This window comes from Caulifigura coniformis (genome assembly GCF_007745175.1).
Taxonomy (GTDB): Bacteria; Planctomycetota; Planctomycetia; order Planctomycetales; family Planctomycetaceae; genus Caulifigura; species Caulifigura coniformis.
Genome location: NZ_CP036271.1, coordinates 32,580 through 50,560, shown reverse-complemented (window position 1 = coordinate 50,560; position 17,981 = coordinate 32,580). Strand labels below are relative to the sequence as shown.

The window sequence follows — 17,981 nt, the reverse complement described above, 5'->3', positions numbered from 1 at the left end:
CGCGATTCGCGTTTGTCCGTTCATCGCCTGCAGAACCCGGAATACCAGCATTGAAGATGCTCTGGTTTCTGCCGGTCCTCGAGGTCGATTGCCCGCGGGCGCGGTCGCGATCATGATGGACCCACGTAATCACGTGCGGTCATCGATCATGTGCTCCCTGCGCTCACAGAGGACCAGAGATGCTTCGACGAGTAAACAGTTACCTGGCCTGTCTGGCTGCCGGCGCGTGTCTGACCGCCAGCCTGACGCCGCCTTCGTTCGGCCAGGAACCCAAGCGAGCGGCCCGACGCGCCGAGCGCGCTGCTGAGGCGAAGAAGGACAAGCCCGCTGCCGATCCGGCCGCCGCCAAGCCTCCGGTCAAGGCGGTTGATTCTCCCGTGATCGCGGCGACTCCGGTCGACAAGATCAAGCTGCTTCCCGGCTTCAAGGCCGAGCTGCTGTACTCCGTGCCTGCGGAAACGCAGGGGTCATGGGTGTCAATGTGCGTTGACAACAAGGGACGCCTGATCACCTGCGACCAGTACGGCAAGCTGTACCGCAGCACGGTCAGCGCTCCGGGCGTCTCGCCCGTGGAGTTCACCGTTGAACCGATTGCCGAATCGCTCGATATCGGCATGGCGCAGGGGCTGCTGTATGCCTTCGACAGCCTGTACGTGATGGTGAACACGGGACGAAAGAAGGACGCCAACTTCCAGGGGCCCGGTCTCTACCGCCTGCAGGACACCGACGGCGACGACAAGTTCGACAAGCTCACGCTGCTGATCGAGTTCCAGGGACCACTCGGTGAACACGGCCCGCACGCGGTGATTCTCTCGCCCGACGGCAAGTCGCTGTATCTCGCCGCCGGCAACCACACGGAAGTGCCGAAACAGCTCGACTCCTCCCTCGTCCCCCGAAACTGGGGAGAGGATTTCCTGTTGACCCGCCTGTGGGATGCGACAGGACATGCGCGCGGCCGAATGGCTCCCGGCGGATACATCCTCCGCACCGATCCGGAAGCGAAGCGTGTGGAAATGGTCAGCTCGGGTTACCGCAACCAGTACGACATGGCGTTCAATCCCGATGGCGAACTGTTCACCTACGACGCCGATATGGAATGGGATGTCGGCAGTCCGTGGTACCGGCCCACCCGCGTGAATCACGCCACGAGCGGAAGTGAATTCGGGTGGCGCAGCGGCACGGGTAAGTGGCCGGCCGACTATCCGGACAGCCTGGGCTCGGTGGTCGATATCGGCCCGGGCTCGCCGACGGGCGTGACCTTCGGAACGGGAGCCCGGTTTCCCGAGAAGTATCAACGGGCGCTGTACATCAGCGACTGGAGCTATGGGACGATCTATGCCGTCCACATGACTCCGGACGGTTCGAGCTATACCGGCGAAGCGGAGAAGTTCGCACTCGCACAGCCGCTCCCCGTGACCGACATGGTCATCCATCCGGATGGCTCCATGTACGTGGCGATCGGTGGTCGGAAGACGCAGTCGGGCCTGTACCGCCTGACGTACACCGGGTCGGAATCCACGGCCCCGGCCGCGCCGATCGCGAATGATGAAGGGCGGGAACTCCGCGAGCTTCGATACTCGCTGGAGCGTCTGCATGGAGCCCAGTCGAAATACACCGTCGACCTGGCCTGGCCTTATCTCGCACATCCGGATCGCGCTATCCGCTACGCCGCCCGCATCGCGATCGAGCATCAGCCGGTCGAATGGTGGGCCGACCGGGCGCTGGCCGAAGAAAACCCCGTGGCGACGACGCAGGCGATCATCGCCCTCGCGCGCAATGGAAAGCCCGAGCATCATGCGAAGGCCATCGAAGCGCTCAACCGCGTGGGCTGGAAGCAGATCAGCGATCCGGCGCGGGTCGACCTGCTGCGGGCATACCAGCTCGTCTTCATCCGGCTTGGAAAAGGGAGCGACGAGTCGCGGAAGTCGGTGCTCGCGAAGCTCGACGGCCAGTACCCCAGCCCGAGCGGACGCGTGAACCTCGAGCTGTGCAAACAGCTCGTCTACCTCGAAGCGCCGGGAGTGGTGAAGCGGACGCTGGCCCTGCTCGACAAGTCCCTCACCCAGGAAGAGCAGATCTCGTATCTGCTGTCCCTGATGGAACTGAAGGCCGACTGGACGGAAGCGGATCGGAAGGCGTACTTCGGCTGGTTCAACAAACTGGCGTCCTCACGCGGCGGGAAGTCGTTCATCGGCTTCATTCGCAACATCCGCCAGGGAGCGATCGATTCGCTCAACGACGGGGAAAAGGTCGCCCTGAAGGACGTGATCGAGACGAAGTTCGAAGCGGCCGACCCGGCCGCCAGCGGTCCGCCGCGGCCCTTCGTGCAGAAGTGGAAGGTGGAAGAACTCGTCGCCGATCTCGACAACAAGCTGGAACACCGCAATTTCGAGAAGGGGCGCGAGCTGTTCTCTGCCGCGAACTGCTTCAAGTGTCACCGCGTGAAGCTGGAAGGGGGCTCGACGGGCCCGGACCTCACCGGCGTGGCCGGACGGTTCAGCAACCTCAACCTGCTCGAGTCGGTTATCCAGCCGAGCAAGGTGGTTTCCGACCAGTATGAGAAGATGCAGTTCCAGATGGCGGATGGACGGGTCATCGAAGGCCGCGTCATCAACCTCAACGGCGACAACCTGATGGTGCTGACGAATATGTACGACCCCGATTCGATCGTGGCCGTGAAGCGGAGCGAGGTCGAAGAGAGCCAGGTGTCAAAGACGTCGATGATGCCCGAAGGTCTGCTCGACACGCTGACGAAGGACGAGATTCTCGACCTGATGGCCTACCTGAAATCGGGCGGCAACCCGCAGAGCGCTCTGTTTGAAGGCTCTGCGGCAGGGAAGTAACGGTTGCTATCGAGAACCGCCGCAGCCGAGGTGGATTCACTCGGCTGCGGTGAAACTGAAGAAGCTCCGCAGGAGCGACACTGCATAGCCGGGTGCTGACGCACCCGGCTCTTTTTATGGAGTGTCAGTCAGCCCCGAGACGGGCGACACGGAGGGATTGCGAGCCAGGCAGATTGACCTTCAGAGGGAACGGCATGGAATCGATTTTGACGAGCGTTCTGAGTGGGGCTGATTACATGCCTCGACCTCGCTGCCCGATCGTGTGTCGCCCCTGAGGGGCTTTGTTGTCGAGGCGCGACTGCACCGTGAGCTGACGCTCACGGCTAAATCGTGCCGCCCCTGCGGGGCTTGAAACGAAACAAGCCGACTCGATTGCCGAGTCGGCTTGTTGAGATCGACAGGCAGAACACCTTACAGCCCGGGAACGGGGAAGGCCTTCGCGAAGGTGGCGATCTCGCCGCGGATGCGGGTCGTGACCGCGGCATCCTCGGGCGACTTGAGGACCTCGAGGATCCACTGGCCAACCTTCTTCATCTCGGCTTCCTTCATGCCGCGGGTCGTGAGGGCGGCCGTGCCGATGCGGATGCCGCTGGGATCGAGCGGCTTCCGCTGGTCGTAGGGGATCATGTTCTTGTTGACCGTGATCGCCGCCCGGTCGAGGGCCTGCTCGGCGATCTTGCCCGAGAGGCCGATCGTCGTCACGTCGCAGAGCATCAGGTGGTTGTCCGTTCCGCCCGATGCGAGCTTGATGCCGCCGGACATGAGCGTCTCGGCCAGCGTCTTCGCGTTGGCGACGATCTGCTGGGCATACGCCTTGAAGCTGGGCTGGAGCGCTTCGCCGAAGCAGACGGCCTTGGCGGCGATGATGTGCATGAGCGGTCCCCCCTGCAGTCCGGGGAACACCGTCTTGTCGACATCCTTCGCGAACTGCTCCCTGCACATCACGACGCCCGACCTTGGTCCGCGGAGGGTTTTGTGCGTCGTGGTCGTGACGAAGTCGGCGTGAGGGACCGGGCTGTTGTGGACGCCGCCGGCGACGAGGCCCGAGTAGTGGGCCATGTCGACCATCAACAGCGCGCCGTTTTCCTTCGCGATCTCAGCGAACTTAGAGTGGTCGATCTCGCGCGGGTAGGCGCTGGCTCCCGCCACGATCATCTTCGGTTTGTGCTCTTTGGCGAGCCGGGCGACCTTGTCGAAGTCGATGCGGTGATTGTCTTCACGCACCCCGTAGTGGACGACTTTATAGAGCTTGCCGGAGAAGTTCAGCGACATGCCGTGTGTGAGGTGTCCGCCGTGGGCGAGATCCATCGTGAGGATGGTGTCGCCGACGTTCAGGACCGACATGTAGGCGGCCATGTTGGCCTGCGATCCGGCGTGCGGCTGCACGTTCACATGCTCGGCGCCGAACAGTTTCTTCAGGCGGTCGCGGGCGAGGTTTTCGACTTCATCGACGAACTCGCAGCCGCCGTAGTACCGCCGGCCGGGGTAGCCTTCGGCGTACTTGTTGGTCAGCACCGTGCCGGCTGCTTCCATCACGGCGGCGCTGGTGTAGTTCTCGGAGGCGATCAGCTCGAGACCTTCGACCTGGCGGCCTTCCTCGCGGCGAATCGCGGCGAGGACTTCGCTGTCAGACTTGGCGAGGGCGGGAAACGGCTTTTCCTGAGCGGACATCAATCAAAATCCTGGTGACAAAAAACTGCGAGCGTGCTCACAGGGAACTCGCTGGGTCAAAGACCCAGCCTTTGGGAATCACTTGCCGACGCGGCTCTTCATGAACGCGAGGCCTTTGGTCGCAAGGTGTTCTTCACTGGGGAACATTCGCCGCCAGATCTTGGTGGCGGCGGCGATGGCCGGCAGGGCGAGGCCGAAGGCTTCGATGACCATCCAGCCGTCGTACTTCGTTTCCTTGAGGGCGGCGAACGTTTCGTCCCAGGCGACCTGGCCTTCGCCGGGGGTGGAACGGTCGTTCTCCGAAATGTGGACGTGGACGCACTGGTCGGCGCACACCTTGATCGCTTTCGACACGTCCTTCTCTTCGATGTTCGCGTGGAAGGTGTCGTACATCATCTTCAGGTTGGGGTGGTTCACTTCGCGGCAGAACCGTGCGGCATCCTCGGCGCAGTTGAGGAAGTAACACTCGAACCGGTTGAGGTATTCGCAGACGAGCGTGACGTTGTTCGACTTGGCGTAGTCAGCGGCCTTCGCGAGCGTCTCCTGGCCCCATTTCCATTCGCTGGGAGTGGGCCCCGAGCCGGAAAAGGCGCCGATGGCAGAGTGGATCGGGCCGCAGAGATGCGTGGCGCCGGAGGCGGCGCACATGTCGATCGCCTTCTTCAGGCGGGCCAGGCCGGCATCGCGGATCTTGGCATCCGGGGAGATCGGGTTTTCGTCGTCGGTGCAGATGGTGACGGCCGTCGCGCCCAGGCCGAGCGATTTGAGCCGCTTGCCGACGGCTTCGTAGTTCTTCTTTTCGAACTCGAACATCGGCAGTTCGACGCCGTCGTAGCCCCAGCCCTTGATCTGCTCGAGGAGCGGCGCGAGCGAATCGTCGACGGAAGTCGTCCAGAGCAGCAGGTTCAGGCCGTATTTCATGGGGGCAATGTCCTGTGACGCGAGCGACGGAAGCGGCAGAGAAATCCGGCTTGAGGCCGTCTGGAATACTGTGTAATCATGTTCGGAGCCCCCTTTGTCAATCCAGGGAAGGAGCTCGCGATGAATCGGTTGTACGCCGTGGTTGCTGGAGCTGTGCTGTGTGCTGCAGGATCGCTGGCCGAGGCGGCTTCCTGTGGATGCAGTCTGCCGTCGGGCCGTACGCTGGACGTCACCAGCGATACGCTGTGGGTCACTGCCCGAAACACTGCGGACACCTGCACCATATCACTGGGGCTGAAGAAGGTGGTGGTCGAGCCCGGCAGGGTCCTCCTGGGGGAAAAGGTCATCACCCAGATCAATCAGTCGGCCCGCGCAATCGCCGTCACGCGCAAGGACGGCCAACTGACGGTCGTGGCGGATGGACAGATCATGTACCGGGGCGGGCTGAGATAAGCGAAGCAGAGGCCACCCGCGACGTGACTGGTTCAGGGACAAAAAGCGACGGTGGCAGCAGCTGGTCAATCTTCGCTTCGACAACGTCCCGCGCGGACGTAATGGCGCCAATCGCAGTCTCGTCGAGAGGTGTCAGCCGGACCCGCCTGAGCACCTGGTTCAGCCGGTAGGCAAGGCCTTCCGCGCTGGCGTAGTCGAACAGGAACCGCTCGGCGTTGAACTGTGGAAGAAGGGGGGCGAGCCGCTCGGTCGGCTGCCGGGCACACTGATTGACCGCAGCCTGAATGCGCTGCGGATCAACCTCCTCCATTGCGGCATAAAACCGGTCCAGCGCATCGGGATGCCGCTCGATCAGCACGGAATCGAGCAGCATCTCCATCACGATGTGCCCGAGAAAACTGCATGGCGTGGGATGCTCCGTCCCGATCGCCTTCCGGAACAGCACCGCGATGTCGCCCGTGACCTCCGCGAAGCCGCGCGTCGCATGGAACCAGTCGTCGTCGTGAAGGTGCTGCAGCACGCCGCGGTACAACTCGGCCTCGTCCACGCCGGCCAGGGGGATCATCGGCTCGACACGCCGCGATCGCAGCCGGACGCCACGGTCCGCGACCGAAAGGAGATCGGGTAGGCACGCGCCGGCAACGTAATAGGGCCGGTCAAGAAACCTGAGAGCGTGGGCCAGATAGTTCATGCCCGATTGTAGGAACGTGCCGGGAACGGGACAGAACCGCTTCCTGAGCGGCGAACGGGATTCCTCGCAGACCGCGGGATGGCCTACCTTAAGCCACCTGTGGCCGATCTCCGCGTCTCCACCTTTCGATTGAGCGTTCTCCATGTCCGGCATCGGCTTTCCTCGCAGCGGCGGCTCCGTGGTTCGCCGCTCGCGACCTCGAAGCTCCGCCCTGACCATCATCGCCGTGCTGGTGATCCTGGGGCTGAACTATCTCAACCAGCAGCGACAGGGCCCCGGCCCGGCCCCCGCGCCAGCTCCTGTTCCCGCGCCCGTTCCGGGCCAGGTCGGCGCGCCGCAGCCCGCGGAGAACTCCTTCCACGTGAAGCGCGTCGTCGATGGCGACACCCTGCTGCTGGACAACGGAATCCGAGTCCGGCTGCTGGGAGTCAATACGCCCGAAATCCCGCACGACGACATGCCGGCAGAACCTCTCGGCTACGAAGCGGCCGACTTCACCCGGCGGCTGGTCGAGGGAAAGGATGTGACCCTCGAGTACGACAGGGAACGGGTCGACGACTACGGGCGGACGCTGGCGTACGTCTACATCGATGGCCGGATGCTGAACGAGACGCTGATCGAAGAAGGCTTCAGCCAGGCCGTCACGCGCCACCCCTATCGCTCCGACCGCAAGAAGTTGTTCGAAGCGGCCGAAGTGCGGGCTCGCTCGAAGCGGATCGGCCTGTGGTCGCTCCCCGCGAAGGACGGAGGATCGAATTCGCGGCCCGATTCAAAGCCGGTTCGCTCGCAGAGGTAAACCTCGGGAGGAGAGAGCGTTGTCCGGCCGGACGATTCACCGGGCGGGCCGGTCTCCGACCGCTGGCAGCTGCTGGCCGAGTCGATCCGCCATTTCTTTCATCGCGGCCGCGGAAGGGGCGTTGGCCGACGTCGCCTGCACCATGCGGTAGAAGGTTTCGATCACTTCGCGGGCCACTTCGCGCAGGTGCGTTTCCAGCACGACCTGCAGCTGGCGAACAGTTTCCCGCTTCTCGTTGATCGCTTCGGCCGCCTTCAGGGCGCCGAGCGGTGTCAACTGCCCGCCGACTCCGAACTGGCTGTTGATCTCCTCCCAGTCGTCCTGCGTCCAGCCTTCGAACACCTCCGGCCGTTCGCGCGCCACTTCGGCCACGGCGGGGTTGGTGGCGCGGTCAAACTCGGCCGACAGCCGGCGCTCGACCGCGCGGGGATCATCCCCTGCGCCCATCAGCTGGCCGGCCTCCATCTCGAACGCCCTGGCGATTGCGGCCAGGGTCGACGAGCGGACGCGCTGCGTATGCCCTTTCTCGAGGTGATAGAGCGTGGTGCGCCCGATCCCCGAGCGCCGTTCGAGTTCGACGACGTCCCAGCCGCGATGCATCCGCTCCCGGCGGACACGGGCAGCCAATTCGGTCACAGAGAGGGAAAGGTGTTCGTCAGTCATGCGGGGAACGACAAATCTTGGCACCAAATTGTTGCGTTATGTTCCACTTTGATTTATTTTTGAGAACACGAGGTCCATTTCATCACAAAAACTGTCGGGCGGGTACTGAAAATGGTTCGAATCACGAGATTTTCCTGGGATGAGTCCCTGGGACCTGTGGCTCCTCCCGTTTGTCCGAAAGGGGACATCTGGGATCTTCCCCCGTTCGATCGGAACGAGGAAAACCCCAACTCCCCTGCAAAAATCGAAAGGCAACCGACCACTCGACGACCCGCACGGCCGAGGCGCAACCCGCCGAACAAGACCAGGCCCGGGACCTGACCCGAGCCCGGAATGCCGCCTCCACATTGTTCCATTTTGTTTCATAAAAAGGAAGCAAGAGCGTGGCCAGCCGATCACTTCAGAAGCAGATTTCCATCTTCCTTCCGCTTGAGGACTGGAAACGCGTCCGGTTTGAAGCGGCGCGAAGAAACGTTCCGATCACGGAACTGTGCCGGCAGTGGATGTCTCCGGGGCTGCAACATCTCCGACAGCAACCACCCGAATCGGGCTTCCACCGACCCGCCCCGCGAAACGATTGAATCGACATGTTGCGGAATCGCTACAACCCGAGGCATTCCTCGCCCTGATCCGACTGGAACGACAGTTTCCACCTCCACGACCCGCGTTTCGACCTAGGCTCCATGGAGCGAGCGCGTTTTGGTTCGAATTTACGGAGTGGGTAGGAAATGGATCGCCAGCATCAGTCAGACTCGGCCGTCGAGGACGCCTGGGACGAAGACCAGGTGGACACGCGCGTGCAGGTTGCTGAACTGACCGCCGAGCTGCAGGACAAAGAAGACCTCATTCACGCGCTGACGTCCCAGCTGGAGCAGGCGGTCGACCAACTCGACCGGATTCACCGTGAAGGAGGAGACCGCGGCGGACGCACGGCAGCGGCAACGGGCGGAGTTGCGGGCGAGTTTGTCGAAGAGCAGCGCTACGTCAACGACCGGGTGAGCCAATGGCTCGATTCCTGGGATCAGCAGCAGCCGTTCGACCTCTGGAACCGCATCGAACAGCGCATCGAAGAAATCGTCCAGCGCGGAATCGCCGCTCCCGCCGCGCCCAGCTTCAACGGATTCGAAACTCCCACGGCTCCGATCAAGGAACCGGACAACTCCGACGCAGCCTGGGAAGAGGCGAAGCGGAAGCTGCTCGGCGACATGTCGTTCGGGGAATCGAGCACCGCACCGGCCGCCTCACAGGCCGAGCCGCCGATCTCGCTGGGAGACATCAGCTACCCGGACCCGATCGACGTTGATACGGCCGAGCATGTCGTGCTGATCGATGCGGTCGAGGTCCGCGACCGCTACATCGCCTATCTGACGCAGCGTCTGCGGGCGCTCGAGATGCAGGGACCTGCCAACTGGGAGGCCATGAACAATGCCCCCGAAGAGCTGCGCACCCGCCTGGAGCAGCTCGAGGCCGATTACCGCGAGCACCTTCGACGCGAGGAATGCGATATGGCGCTCGAGCGGGCGCGACTGGCCCGCGAACAGAACCGGCTGAAACAGGATCGTCACAAGCTGGAAGTACAGGCCCGCAAGCTGGGCTTCGCCAGCGACGAGTTCAAGCTCCCTCCCCCCGTCGCCGGCGAGCTGGAAGGGGACGACCGCAGCTGGCGGAAGATGTTCGGTCGCAAGAAGTAATCCAGGGCTTCCGGTCTCGATGGAACATTCGCCCCGGATCGCTCACAGTGAACAGCGCATTGCGGTTCAGTGTGAGCGAGGGCGGGTCACATGGCGCGTTGGGCTGCTGCCGGAGCCATCCTGGTCATCGTGGCCGTTGTGGCGTGGGTTCTCGCGAATCCCGGGACACTCTTCCTCGTCTCGTCCCCGGGCGCTCCGTGGGTCCGCTGCGACCGCCCCTTCACCGCGCAGCCGTTCGGTGACGCCAGCCTGACGACCGACTTCAAGAAGTCCTTCATCCTCGAATCGCCCGTCGACGACGTCTCGATCGAAGTCAGCGTCCCGTTTCAGGCCCAGGTGGTTCTCGACGACAACGAACTCGACAGCTGGATAGCGGACGTCAGCGACTGGAAGGCGCCGCGATCGATTCCACTGGGCCATCTCACGGCCGGGCCGCATCTACTGGTCGTCGTCGCGACAAACAAATGGGCTCCCAACGCACTCTCGGTGGGCTGTCAGTCGCTGCCGATCCTGTCGACGGAATCCCTCTGGGAGGCCTCCGAGTTCGGCGGCGGGTTCAAGCCAGCCATCCCCGCCGATGCACGACCCCTCACGGAAACCGCCACCCGATTCCCTTCGTCGTTCGAGGCTCTCCGTTCCCTTTGGCCGCTGGCGGTTCTGCTGATCCTCGGCGCCGCGCTGGGATGCGTCGCCGTCCCGCGCCTCCTCGACCAGCCCCGACAGCAGAGGGTCCTCGATTCACTGCCGACCTGGATTCGGCTCGGACTGCTGGCCGCCTTCACGCTGCTGGCCATCAACAACCTGGCCCGAGGCTGGATGGGAGATGGTTTCGACTACTACGGGCACGTCGACTACATCACATTCATCCTGCAACGCGGGGCGCTTCCGCTTCCGCGCGACGGGCTGCAGATGTTCCAGTCGCCGCTCTACTATGTGCTGGCAGCGGTGCTGGTCAAAATCGCGTCGCTCTTTATGACGATGGACAGCGCGCTCCGCTGGCTGGTGCTGATGAACCTGGGCTGCGGACTGGCGCAAATCGAGATCTGCGCACGGGGACTGAAGTGGCTGCTGCCAGGCCGGCCTCTGGCGCAGTCGCTCGGCCTGCTCTTCGGCGGCCTGTTGCCGATGAACGTCTACTTCTCCCACTACGTCGGGAACCAGGCGCTGGAGGGCGCACTCACCTCGCTGGCCCTGATGCTGGCGATGAAACACCTTGCCGCCGAGGAATGGGCCAGCGGAAAGCAACTGACGCTGATGGGCGTGATCATCGGCCTCGCGCTTCTCGCCAAGGTGAACGCCATCGTGCCGGCCGCGCTGATCGTCGCCGCCCTGATGACGCGGAGCATCATCGAACAGCGATCGGCCTGGATGACCTGCGAGGACCTGTTCTTTCTCACATCCCCCATTCTCGCCATCGCCGGCTGGTACTACTTCCGCAACTGGCTGAACTTCGGCAGGCCGTTTCTTGGCGGGTGGGGAGCGGACGCGGCGTTCAAATGGTGGCAGGACCGCGGTTTCAACTCGCCCGGCGATCTCTGGAGGTTCGGGACCGGAGTGACCCATCCGGTTTACGCGGCCTTCGGCAGCTTGTGGGACGGCTTCTATTCCTCGATGTGGCTCGATGCGCACCTGGGGGGAGGCGACTTCGAAAACCGCCCCCACTGGAACGAGCGCTTCCTCGTTTCGAACGCGCTGGTGGGCCTGCTGCCGACCGCGGGAGTGATCCTCGGCGTCGCCCTCCCGTTCCTGCGGCGTCGCGACGCCCGGCCGGCGCCGCTCTTCGCGTCCGTCGTGACGATCGCCGTGCTCGGCGCGTACCTCGCCTTCAACCTCCGCAATCCCTGCTTCGCCTCTGGCAAGGCGTTCTACGTGATCGGCGCCCTCCCCTGCCTTGCGGTTTCGGCCGGAATCGGACTGGAGGCCCTGGCGACAAACCGCTGGCTGCGGCCGGCCGTCGTCGGCGCGGCCGCGTGCGTCCCTCTGTGGAGCGTGGCTTCGTACCTGATCGTCCGTTAAATCCTGCGAAACGTCACGTCGCCGCGGCATGCTTCGTCGCCGGCGACTGATACTCGCCCGGCACGGAACGGAAGCTGATGGCAATGCGGTTCCAGGCGTTAATCGACGCGATGGCCCATGTCAGGTCGACCAGTTCTTTTTCGGGAAAGTGTTCGCTCGTTGTCTCGAACAGTTCGTCGGAAACTCCCTGCGGAACCAGCGTCACGGCCTCCGTCCAGGCGAGGGCCGCCCGTTCGCGGTCCGTGAAAAACGGCGTTTCCCGCCAGGCGCTCAGGGCATAGATCCTCTGTTCGGTCTCTCCCTCCGCGCGGGCGTCCTTCGTGTGCATGTCGATGCAGTACGCACACCCGTTGATCTGCGACGCCCGGATCTTCACCAGGTGTTTGATGACCGGGTCGAGGCCGCAGCCGGCCAGATAGGTCTCCATCGCGACCTGCTTGCGGTAAGGCTCCGGTGCGAGAGAAGCGGGATTCAGACGGCCTTGCATGGAATGGTTCCCCCAGAACAGAACGAAACGGCCCGACATGGGCTTGCGGGGGATCGTAGAATGCCGCCGGAGACCGGCTCCTGGTTTTCGATTCATGGAATCCGGGACGGCGAACGCAACTGCCGCTTGCCGTGTCTTGTTCTACGTTCCTAAAACTGCGACATGTCAACGCTTTCCGACAATGTGACGCCGCGCCTGCAGGAGCTTCTTTCCGAGCGGATTCTTCTCATCGACGGCTCCATGGGCGCCCTGCTCATGTCGAAGGGACTGGTCGATGAGGACTACAGGGGAAAACGGTTCGCCGATCACCCGATCGACCTCAAGAACGCCACCGACATCCTCTGCCTGACGCAGCCCGAGATGATCGCCGGGATCCACCGCGACTACCTCGAGGCCGGGGCGGACATCATCGAGACAAACACCTTCCAGGGAAGCAGCGTCACCCTGAAGGAGTTCGGACTGGAACACCTGACTCGGGAAATGAACCGCGTCGCCGTGGAACTCGCGAAACGCGAGGCCGACGCCTACACGAAGAAGAACCCGGGCAAGCCTCGATTCGTGGCGGGCAGCATCGGACCAACCAACGTTCTTCTGTCGTTCAATGCGGAGCATCCGGGCGAGCGCAAGGTGTCGTTCGACCAGATGGCCGATTCGTATGCCGAACAGGTTCGCGGCCTGCTCGACGGCGGCGTCGACATCCTGCTGCCGGAAACGTCGTTCGACACCCTCAACATGAAGGCCTGCCTGTTCGCCATCGGCAAGGTGTTCGAAGAACGGGGGATGAAGGTTCCGGTGATGGTCTCCGGAACGATCTTCCAGGGAGGCCGCACACTGACCGGGCAGACGCTCGAAGCCTTCTGGGCCGCCGTCTCGCACGTGCCGATGTTCAGCGTCGGGCTCAACTGTTCGCTGGGACCGAAGCAGATCCGTCCCTACATGGAGGCGCTCTCGCAGCGCGCCCCGGTCTACACGAGCTGTTATCCCAACGCCGGTATGCCCAACGGCCTGGGCGGATTCGATTCCAACCCGACCGAGTTCTCGGGCGTGATCCGCGAGCTGGCCGCGAGCGGCTGGGTCAACATCGTCGGCGGCTGCTGTGGAACGACTCCCGAGTTCATCTCTCGGGCCGGCAAGGCGATTGAAGGGATCAAGCCGCGTCCGATCCCGGAGCGATCGCGTTCGTCGGAATACAGCGGGACGGAGCTTGTCGAACTGAAGCCTTCGAGCGCCGATGCGCCGAACCCGTTCCTGATCGTCGGCGAGCGGACGAACGTCACGGGGTCGAAAAAATTTGCCCGGCTGATCAAGGAGAAGAAGTACGACGAGGCGCTCGCCGTTGCCCGCCAGCAGATTGAAGGCGGGGCGAACATGATCGACGTCAACATGGACGAAGGTCTGCTCGACGCCGACGCCGAGATGACCCGGTTCCTGCATCTGCTGTCGGACGATCCGGACGTCAACAAAGTTCCGGTGATGGTCGACAGCTCGAAGTTCAGCGTGATCGAAACGGGCCTGAAATGCCTCGCCGGCAAGGGGGTCGTCAACTCGATCAGCCTGAAAGAAGGCGAAGAGAAGTTCCTCGAGCAGGCCCGGACGGTCCGTTCGTACGGGGCGGCCGTCGTCGTGATGGCGTTCGACGAAACGGGCCAGGCCGTCACGGCCGATGACAAGGTCTCCATCTCGAAGCGGGCGTACGACCTGCTCACCGGGAAGGCCGGCTTCGCGCCGGAAGACATCATCTTCGACACGAACATCCTCACCGTCGGCACCGGCATGGACGAGCATGCCAACTACGCCGTCGAGTTCTTCGAGGCCGTGCGGCGTGTGAAGGAACTCTGTCCGGGCGCGAAGACGAGCGGCGGCGTGAGCAACGTCTCGTTCTCTTTCCGCGGCAACGAAGTGGTCCGTGAGGCGATGAACGCCTGCTTCCTGTACCACGCGATCCGCGCCGGCCTGGACATGGGCATCGTCAACGCCGGACAGCTCGAGGTGTATGACGAGATCGATCCCGTCCTTCGCGAATACTGCGAAGACGTCCTCCTGAACCGCCGCCCGGACTCCACCGACCGGCTCATCGAATATGGCGAGCAGATCAAGGCGAAGAAGACCGACAAGGGAGGGGTTGATACGACGCTGGAGTGGCGGAAGGGAACCGTCGAGGAACGCCTCCAGCATGCCCTGCTCAAGGGCATCATGGAATTCATCGACGAAGATGCCGAAGAAGCGCGGGTGAAATACGGCCGGCCGCTGAACGTGATCCAGGGCCCCCTCATGGACGGCATGCAGGTCGTCGGCGGGCTATTCGGCGAAGGGAAGATGTTCCTGCCGCAGGTCGTCAAAAGCGCCCGCGTGATGAAGAAAGCGGTCGCCTACCTCGAACCGTTCATGGATGCCGAGAAGGCGGCCGGCCTCCTGCCGGATGACGCCGCCATGAACCCAAGCGCCCGCGGAACCATCGTTCTCGCGACGGTGAAGGGAGACGTCCACGACATCGGCAAGAACATCGTCGGCGTCGTGCTGCGGTGCAACAACTTCGAGGTCATCGACCTCGGCGTGATGGTCCCCTGCGACAAGATTCTCGAAACGGCGATCAAGATGAAGGCCGATGCGATCGGCCTGTCCGGACTGATTACCCCGTCGCTCGATGAAATGGTGACTGTCGCCCGCGAGATGGCCCGGCAGGACTACAAGCTGCCGCTCCTGATCGGCGGCGCCACAACCTCGGCCCGGCATACAGCCGTCAAGATCGCGCCGCAGTACGGGCACTCCGTGGTGCACGTGAAGGATGCTTCGTTCTCGGTGCCCGTCGTCGAGAAGCTGCTGGATGCGCACCTGCGGGAAGACTTCGCGCGCCACAACGCCGAGCAGCAGGAGCGGGACCGCCAGGCGTTTTCCCAGCGGCAGCAGCAGACGCTCGTGCCGATTGAAGACGCGCGTGCCCGCCGCTTTGCGACCGATTGGGTCGCCGTCGACCTCCCGCAACCGGCATTCTTCGGCACGAAGATCCTCGAGAACCAGCCGCTTGAAACCCTGCGTCCTTATATCGACTGGTCTCCTTTCTTCATGACCTGGGAGCTGAAAGGGAAGTATCCCCGCATCTTCGACGACCCGGCCGTGGGAGAAGAGGCGAAGAAGCTGTACGACGACGCCAACACCCTGCTGGACCGCATCATCCGCGAGAAGCTGTTCGTCGCACGAGGCGTGTACGGCTTCTGGCCGGCCAGTTCCATCGGCGACGATATCGTCCTGTGGCGCGAGCCGCCGAAGATTGTCGGCGATGCGGGCGTCGAACTCGTCCGGTTCCCGATGCTGCGGCAGCAGTGGGAGCGACGTGGCCAGAAGGACTTCCGGTCCCTGGCCGACTACATCGCGCCGGTCGAGAGCGGGCGGATCGATTCCATCGGCGCCTTCGCCGTGACGACGGGTCTGGGCTGTGATGAACTGGCCCGTGAGTTCGAGGCCAGGCACGACGACTACAACTCGATCATGGCCAAGGCCGTGGCCGACCGGCTGGCCGAGGCGTTCGCGGAATACCTCCACCGGCAGGCCCGAGTCGACTGGGGCTACGGGAAGACGGAAGGACTGACGACCGAGCAAATGGTCGAGGAAGAGTATCGCGGCATCCGGCCGGCGTTTGGCTATCCCGCGTGCCCGGACCACACGCTGAAGCGGCCGCTGTTCGACCTGCTGAACGCGGAACAGGCCGCCGGCATCCAGTTGACCGACAGTTTCGCGATGTGGCCCGCCTCGAGCGTGAGCGGTCTGTATTTCGCGCATCCGGAATGCCGCTACTTCGCGGTCGATCGCCTGACGCGGGACCAGGTGGAGGATTACGCGAAGCGGAAGGACGTCAGCATCGCAGAGGTGGAGAAGTGGCTGATGCCGAATCTGGGGTATGACGCGTAAAGCCGCCGCATATACTTTGGCTGGATGGTGATCGAAGCATCGACTTGATTGTCGCCCTTCCCCAGTTCATCGACGTTCCACATGTCTTCACAGGTCAAGGCCGCGCAACACACGCTTCCGACCAACGGAGTCGTGGATGATTCTGCGGCGGAGAAGGTGACCCGCCCCGTGGATTGGGCCACGCTGGAGACTGAATTCGATCCGTCGCCCGAGGTTGCCGAAGCGGTCAAACAGGTCTTTCAAGACGACGCCGAAATCCTGCGGCACCTGGCGTGATCCAGTACCTCACGCAAGCTGAGGTCCTCTTCATTCACCGAGCGGCGCTGGCCGCCAACGGCGGGCTGCCCGGGTTGAGAGATGTGGCTCTGCTCGACTCCGCGGTTGCCCAGCCGCGGATGTCATTTGGAGGGCGGGATCTCTATCCGACCGTCATTGAAAAGGCTGCCTCGCTCGGGTTCTCGCTCATGAACAACCACCCGTTTGTGGATGGCAACAAGCGGGTCGGATGGGCCGCGATGCGCACCTTCCTGCTGCTCAATGACGTTCCGCTGCGGTTTCTTACGGAGGACGGAGTGAGAATCGCGCTGGCGATCGCCGCAGGTCAGACGTCTCGTGAAGAGCTGGTGGAATGGATCACGACGCACGTCCTCGTCTGACATTGGAACTCGATTCCTGGCGTTGGAATCGTTTTTGACTGGCGTGACGCGACTTCGTTTGTCTAAATAGGAATGGGCAGGGCTGCCCCGAGTGCTTGAGGGCGCGAATCGCTTCCGACCGTCGCGGTTTTCATCGAGGTTGCTTCCATGGGCTGGGCTGCCCCATTGACAGACTCCCGCGGGCCTGATCGGGCCAACCGATCCGCATTCACCCTCGTCGAACTTCTCGCCGTCATCGCCGTCATTGCGATCCTCGTCGCCCTGCTCCTTCCGGCCGTTCAGCAGGCGCGGGAGTCGTCGCGCCGCACGCACTGTCGAAACAATCTCAAGCAGCTGGGAATTGCGATTCACAGCTACGAGTCCGCGTTCCGGCAGTTCCCGCCCGGGGCGGTGCGGGTCGACTTCACGACCGGCAACCGCTACCGCATGCCGTTCATCCTCCAGATCCTGCCGCAGCTCGACCTGGCCGTGCTCTTCAACCAGGCCGATCTCTCCAAGAGCTGGCATCAGGGAACCAATGCCAACCTGCCGCTGAACCCGATTCCAGTCTACGTCTGCCCGACTGATCCGACGTCCGGCAGCCAGCTGATGAATCCGCGGGAGGCCTTCGGCAACTACGGACTGAACTGGGGCATGCACCGCTATCTCGATCTCGACGGGAACGGCTCAAGCAGCAATGAACCGGGCGGTTCGGTGCCCGTCTGCTCGCCGTTCGGCCTGAACTACGGCGCGACGATCAGCCGCATCAAGGATGGCACGAGCAACACGCTCGCGATGATGGAGATGCTCAAGGGGATCGGCGCGGGTGGCGTCGACCGCCGCGGGCGGATCTGGAACGACGACTCCAACTGCTACCAGATCTCCACGCGCCTGACGCCCAATTCGCGCGCGTCCGACTACTGCGAGATCGCGACCTGCATCGACAATCCGCGGTTCAACCTTCCGTATGAACCAGCTCCCGAACTGACGGCCACAGGCCGCGGGCAGTCGGCTCTGGCGTCTCGCAGTCACCATGTCGGCGGCGTTCAGGTGCTCCTCTGCGACGGCTCGGTTCGATGGTCCGCGGACAGCATCGACCTGACGACCTGGCAGGCGCTCAGCACGGAACGCTACCGCGACCTGGTCGGGGAATGGTGAGCACACGTGAACGATCAGGGCCGGGCGATGTCGACACCAGCGAGGAGCAG

At 63.3% G+C, this 17,981-nt stretch carries 14 protein-coding genes; 9 read left to right on the top strand and 5 right to left on the bottom strand.

Annotated features, from left to right (window positions below):
• Positions 1-179 precede the first annotated feature (179 nt).
• Complete coding sequence (locus tag Pan44_RS00240) at positions 180-2,843, top strand: c-type cytochrome (RefSeq protein ID WP_145026005.1); 2,664 nt, start codon at positions 180-182, stop codon at positions 2,841-2,843.
• 411 nt (positions 2,844-3,254) lie between these two features.
• On the opposite strand, the gene Pan44_RS00235 is transcribed toward Pan44_RS00240, so the two are convergent.
• Together Pan44_RS00235 and Pan44_RS00230 are read right to left on the bottom strand one after the other, a co-directional pair.
• Positions 3,255-4,514: a serine hydroxymethyltransferase gene (locus Pan44_RS00235; protein ID WP_145026002.1), complete on the bottom strand. Its 1,260-nt coding sequence runs from the start codon at positions 4,512-4,514 to the stop codon at positions 3,255-3,257.
• Between the two features lie 78 nt (positions 4,515-4,592).
• Positions 4,593-5,435: a sugar phosphate isomerase/epimerase family protein gene (locus tag Pan44_RS00230; protein WP_145025999.1), complete on the bottom strand. Its 843-nt coding sequence runs from the start codon at positions 5,433-5,435 to the stop codon at positions 4,593-4,595.
• Between the two features lie 120 nt (positions 5,436-5,555).
• On the opposite strand from Pan44_RS00230, the gene Pan44_RS00225 reads away from it, so the two are divergent.
• Positions 5,556-5,888: a hypothetical protein gene (locus Pan44_RS00225; RefSeq protein ID WP_145025996.1), complete on the top strand. Its 333-nt coding sequence runs from the start codon at positions 5,556-5,558 to the stop codon at positions 5,886-5,888.
• On the opposite strand, the gene Pan44_RS00220 is transcribed toward Pan44_RS00225, so the two are convergent.
• Complete coding sequence (locus Pan44_RS00220) at positions 5,863-6,732, bottom strand: hypothetical protein (RefSeq protein ID WP_197453716.1); 870 nt, start codon at positions 6,730-6,732, stop codon at positions 5,863-5,865. The two genes, Pan44_RS00225 and Pan44_RS00220, sit on opposite strands and share 26 nt — an antisense overlap.
• Between Pan44_RS00220 and Pan44_RS00215 the strand changes: the two genes are divergently transcribed.
• Entirely contained in the window at positions 6,722-7,375 is a 654-nt protein-coding gene (locus Pan44_RS00215) for a thermonuclease family protein (protein WP_145025990.1), read from the top strand. The genes Pan44_RS00220 and Pan44_RS00215 overlap by 11 nt on opposite strands.
• A 36-nt stretch (positions 7,376-7,411) precedes the next feature.
• Here Pan44_RS00215 and Pan44_RS00210 read toward each other — a convergent pair whose 3' ends face one another.
• The gene (locus Pan44_RS00210; protein WP_145025987.1) at positions 7,412-8,038 is read right to left on the bottom strand and encodes a helix-turn-helix domain-containing protein; all 627 of its coding nucleotides are present in this window, start codon (positions 8,036-8,038) and stop codon (positions 7,412-7,414) included.
• A 728-nt stretch (positions 8,039-8,766) separates the two neighbouring features.
• On the opposite strand from Pan44_RS00210, the gene Pan44_RS00205 reads away from it, so the two are divergent.
• A complete protein-coding gene (locus Pan44_RS00205; RefSeq protein WP_145025984.1) occupies positions 8,767-9,729 on the top strand; it encodes a hypothetical protein in 963 nt (320 codons plus the stop codon).
• 90 nt (positions 9,730-9,819) lie between these two features.
• Positions 9,820-11,745 (top strand): hypothetical protein, encoded by a 1,926-nt coding sequence (locus tag Pan44_RS00200; protein WP_145025981.1) that lies wholly within the window; start codon positions 9,820-9,822, stop codon positions 11,743-11,745.
• 13 nt (positions 11,746-11,758) lie between these two features.
• Here Pan44_RS00200 and Pan44_RS00195 read toward each other — a convergent pair whose 3' ends face one another.
• A complete protein-coding gene (locus Pan44_RS00195) occupies positions 11,759-12,232 on the bottom strand; it encodes a carboxymuconolactone decarboxylase family protein (protein ID WP_145025978.1) in 474 nt (157 codons plus the stop codon).
• 162 nt (positions 12,233-12,394) lie between these two features.
• Between Pan44_RS00195 and metH the strand changes: the two genes are divergently transcribed.
• The 4 genes from metH to Pan44_RS00175 all read left to right on the top strand — a co-directional run bounded on the left by metH (position 12,395) and on the right by Pan44_RS00175 (position 17,931).
• Positions 12,395-16,138: a methionine synthase gene (gene metH, locus Pan44_RS00190; RefSeq protein WP_145025973.1), complete on the top strand. Its 3,744-nt coding sequence runs from the start codon at positions 12,395-12,397 to the stop codon at positions 16,136-16,138.
• A gap of 81 nt (positions 16,139-16,219) precedes the next feature.
• Complete coding sequence (locus Pan44_RS00185) at positions 16,220-16,414, top strand: hypothetical protein (protein WP_145025970.1); 195 nt, start codon at positions 16,220-16,222, stop codon at positions 16,412-16,414.
• A complete protein-coding gene (locus Pan44_RS00180; RefSeq protein ID WP_145025967.1) occupies positions 16,411-16,794 on the top strand; it encodes a type II toxin-antitoxin system death-on-curing family toxin in 384 nt (127 codons plus the stop codon). The genes Pan44_RS00185 and Pan44_RS00180 overlap by 4 nt, the downstream gene beginning before the upstream one ends.
• A gap of 147 nt (positions 16,795-16,941) precedes the next feature.
• Positions 16,942-17,931, top strand: a complete 990-nt coding sequence (locus Pan44_RS00175; protein ID WP_145025964.1) for a DUF1559 domain-containing protein — start codon at positions 16,942-16,944, stop codon at positions 17,929-17,931.
• Positions 17,932-17,981 lie beyond the last annotated feature (50 nt).